At 65.4% G+C, this 3,597-nt stretch carries 4 protein-coding genes; 3 read left to right on the forward strand and 1 reads right to left on the reverse strand.

The window, feature by feature from the left end:
* Positions 1-534 (reverse strand): GntR family transcriptional regulator (locus EN742_RS28140; RefSeq protein WP_128333530.1); only part of this gene is annotated, 534 nt, incomplete at its 3' end.
* Positions 535-617: 83 nt separating this feature from the next.
* On the opposite strand from EN742_RS28140, the gene EN742_RS28145 reads away from it, so the two are divergent.
* From EN742_RS28145 to EN742_RS28155, 3 genes are all read left to right on the forward strand, one after another.
* Positions 618-1,109, forward strand: a complete 492-nt coding sequence (locus EN742_RS28145) for an Lrp/AsnC family transcriptional regulator (protein WP_126056199.1) — start codon at positions 618-620, stop codon at positions 1,107-1,109.
* Between the two features lie 260 nt (positions 1,110-1,369).
* Entirely contained in the window at positions 1,370-2,863 is a 1,494-nt protein-coding gene (locus EN742_RS28150; RefSeq protein WP_127404773.1) for an NAD-dependent succinate-semialdehyde dehydrogenase, read from the forward strand.
* Between the two features lie 36 nt (positions 2,864-2,899).
* A partial coding sequence (locus tag EN742_RS28155) for an aminotransferase class III-fold pyridoxal phosphate-dependent enzyme (protein WP_128333531.1) occupies positions 2,900-3,597 on the forward strand: 698 nt, incomplete at its 3' end.

A 3,597-nucleotide genomic window follows, 5' to 3' on the forward strand; every position in this document is an offset into this window, starting at 1 on the left:
CATCAGCGCCACTGTCATGCCGGCGGTGGCGCCGTTGGTCAGGCTGACGTTCTGCGGCGAGGCGTCGAGGCCGCAGAGGCGCAGCCACTCGACCGCCACGGCGCGGTGGCGCGGAAAGACCATGTTCGGGCGGAAGGACAGCGCCGAGCTCGCCGGCAGGTTTTCGGCGAGCCAGCCCAGCGCCTGCTTCAGCCGCTCCAGGTGCATCGGCTCGCAGACCGGCTTGAGGATCGAGAGGTCGATGACCTCGCCCAGTCGCTCGGGAATGTAGGGCGGCTCCTCCTCGCGGCGTTGCGTCTGGACGAAGCTGCCGCGGCCGATCTCGCCGGAGATAAGGCCGCGCCGAATCAGCTCCTCATAGGCGCGGCTCACCGTTTGCACTGACAAATTCAGGTCTTCGGCCAGCCGGCGATGCGTCGGCAGACGGGCGCCATTGGCGAGGCGCCCGTCATGGATGGCGCGGGCAAACTGGTCGGCGAGCGACTGATAGGCCGGGCGGCGGATGAGGGCGGGATCTGGCTGCCACAATGTCATGACTTATTAGAGATCGAAATCAGTGCAATTGACAATCGAAATCATGCGCCGCCATGGTGGCGGGCAGCAAAAGGTGGACGCCGATGGCCGCAGCGAAACTCGATCCGATCGACCTCAAAATCCTCGACGCCATCCAGCGCGACGGGCGCATCACCAAGCTGGCCCTGGCCGACAAGGTCGGCCTGTCGCCGACGCCCTGCTGGATGCGGCTGCGCAAGCTGGAAAAGGCCGGCATCGTGGCCGGCTACCATGCCTCGATCGCCATGCGCACGATCGCGCCGGTGGCGACCGTGCTGATGGAGGTGACGCTAGCCAGCCACCGCCAGGCCGATTTTGACCGCTTCGAGCGCGTCATCCGCGACATCCCCGAGATCGTTGCCTGCTGGTCGGTCGGCGGCGGCGTTGACTACGTGCTGAAGGTGATGGCGCGCGACATCGATGCCTATCAGCGACTGGTCGACGCCCTGCTTGAGCGCGAGATCGGAATCGACCGCTACTTCACCTACATCGTCACCAAGACAGTGAAGGAGGGGACCGTGCTGCCGGTGGCGGATTTGTTGCCGGGGCAAGGGTGAGGGCTCAGCAAGGCCCCCTCATCCGCCGCTTCGCGGCCACCTTCTCCCCGAGGGGAGAGGTCGGATTGCCCCGATTGCCCTCGCAATTCGGTTGGCAATCCGGGTGAGGGCCTCTGTCTCAGTTGCGGTGGCTAGAGAGATCGCCCTGCTCTCCCGGCGAATAGAGACAATCTCTCTACCTGCGGCTGCCGAAACAGCCTCTCTGTCTCGGCCACGGGGCTAGTTTCTCCACATCGCCTTGGCACCCGGAGACCTGATCGATGTCCGCGCATCTTGCTTGCACGAACCGCCATGAAGCGCTCGACCGGCTTGCCGACCGTCGGCTGCTGCGTGCGCTCGCCTATGTCGACGGCCATTGGACGGCGAGCGAGGCGGCGGAAAGTTTCGAGGTGACCGATCCCGCGACCGGCGCCACCATCGCCTTCATTGCCGCGCTAGATTCCGGGCAGACGACAGAGGCGATCGATGCCGCGTCCCGCGCCTTTCCCGCCTGGCGGGCATTGCTACCGCAGGAGCGCTCGAAGATTTTGCGAAAATGGTTCGAACTGATCATTGCCGCCAAAGAGGATCTGGCGCTGCTTATGACGCTCGAACAAGGCAAGCCGCTGAAGGAGTCGCTCGGCGAGATCGACTATGCCGCCTCCTTCGTCGAGTGGTACGCCGAGGAAGCTAAACGCCTCAACGCCGAAAACGTCACCAGCCATCTGCCGGGCGCCGAGATGATGGTCCGGCGCGAGCCGCTCGGCGTCGTCGGCGTCGTCACGCCGTGGAATTTTCCATCGGCTATGCTCACCCGCAAGGCGGCCGCCGCCCTTGCCGCCGGCTGCACCATCGTCGCGCACCCCTCCTCAGAAACGCCGCTGTCGGCGCTGGCGCTGGCCGAACTCGGCGAGCGTGCCGGTCTTCCCGCCGGTGTCTTCAACGTCGTCACCGGCAATGCCCGCGCAATCGTCGGGCGGATGTGCGAGGATGTCCGCGTGCGCGCCATGAGCTTCACCGGCTCGACCGAAATCGGCCGGCTGATCGCCGCGCAAAGTGCGCCGACCATGAAGCGACTGATCATGGAGCTCGGCGGCCATGCACCGCTGATCGTGTTCGACGACGCCGATATCGACAAAGCGGTTGCGATCGCGCTGGACGCCAAATTCGCCACCTCCGGCCAGGATTGCCTGGCCGCCAACCGGATCTATGTGCAGCGGCCGCTCTATGACCGCTTCTGCGCCGCGTTCGCCCACCGCATCGAGCGGCTCCGCACCGGCAATGGGCTTTCTGGCGAGGCCGATATCGGTCCGCTGATGCATGAGCGCGCCGTCAAGAAGGTGGAGGAGCAGGTGGCCGATGCACTCGCGCGCGGGGCGCGGTGTCTCGCCGGCGGCAAGCGCCACGCCGCCGGCCCGCTGTTCTACCAGCCGACGCTGCTTGTCGACGTGCCGGACGAAGCCCTGATCATGCGCGACGAAACCTTCGGCCCGGTCGCCGCGGTGACGCCCTTCGACGACGAGGCAGAGGTCGTCGCCCGCGCCAACGCCACCGAATATGGGCTCGTCGCCTATGTCGTGACCGAAAGCGGCGCCCGGCAGGCGCGCATGGGCCGTGCGCTGGATTACGGCATGGTCGCCATCAACCGGGTGAAGATCACCGGCGCGCCGATCCCGTTCGGCGGCGTCAAGCAGTCCGGCATCGGCCGCGAAGGCTCGCGCCACGGATCAGAGGCCTTTACCGACCTAAAATACCTGTGTCTCGATGTGGCCTAGGACCGCCCGGACCGCCGTCCTCAAGGAGTGAAAAAGATGCTTGAACAATCCAACGAACTCTCAGCCTGGGACCGTGACCACTTCTTCCATCCCTCGACCCATATGGGCACTCATGCGCGGGGCGAATCGCCGGCGCGCGTCATGGCCGGCGGCGAGGGCGTCACCGTCTGGGACAACAATGGCAAGAAAAGCATCGACGCCTTCGCCGGGCTCTATTGCGTCAATGTCGGTTATGGCCGCCAGAAGATCGCCGATGCCATTGCCACCCAGGCAAAGAGCCTCGCCTACTATCACGCCTATGTCGGCCACGGCACGGAGGCTTCGATCACCTTGGCCAAGATGATCGTCGACCGCGCGCCCGAGGGCATGTCGAGGGTGTATTTCGGGCTCTCCGGCTCGGACGCCAACGAGACCAACATCAAGCTGATCTGGTATTACAACAACGTGCTCGGCCGGCCGGAGAAGAAGAAGATCATCTCGCGCTGGCGCGGCTATCACGGCTCGGGCGTGATGACGGGCTCGCTGACCGGGCTCGACCTGTTCCACAACGCCTTCGACCTGCCGCGCGCGCCGATCCTGCACACCGAGGCGCCCTACTATTTCCGCCGCGCCGACCGCTCGCAGAGCGAGGAGCAGTTCTCGCAATATTGCGCCGACAAGCTGGAAGAAATGATCCTCGCCGAAGGTCCGGAGACGGTCGCGGCCCTCATCGGCCAGCCGATCCTCGGCACCGG

The organism is Mesorhizobium sp. M4A.F.Ca.ET.020.02.1.1 (genome assembly GCF_004022645.1).
GTDB lineage: Bacteria > Pseudomonadota > Alphaproteobacteria > Rhizobiales > Rhizobiaceae > Mesorhizobium.

Coding starts and splice junctions, on each gene's coding strand:
- EN742_RS28145 (WP_126056199.1), top strand. CDS start 618: ATGGCCGCAGCGAAACTCGATCCGATCGACCTCAAAATCCTCGACGCC.
- EN742_RS28150 (WP_127404773.1), top strand. CDS start 1,370: ATGTCCGCGCATCTTGCTTGCACGAACCGCCATGAAGCGCTCGACCGG.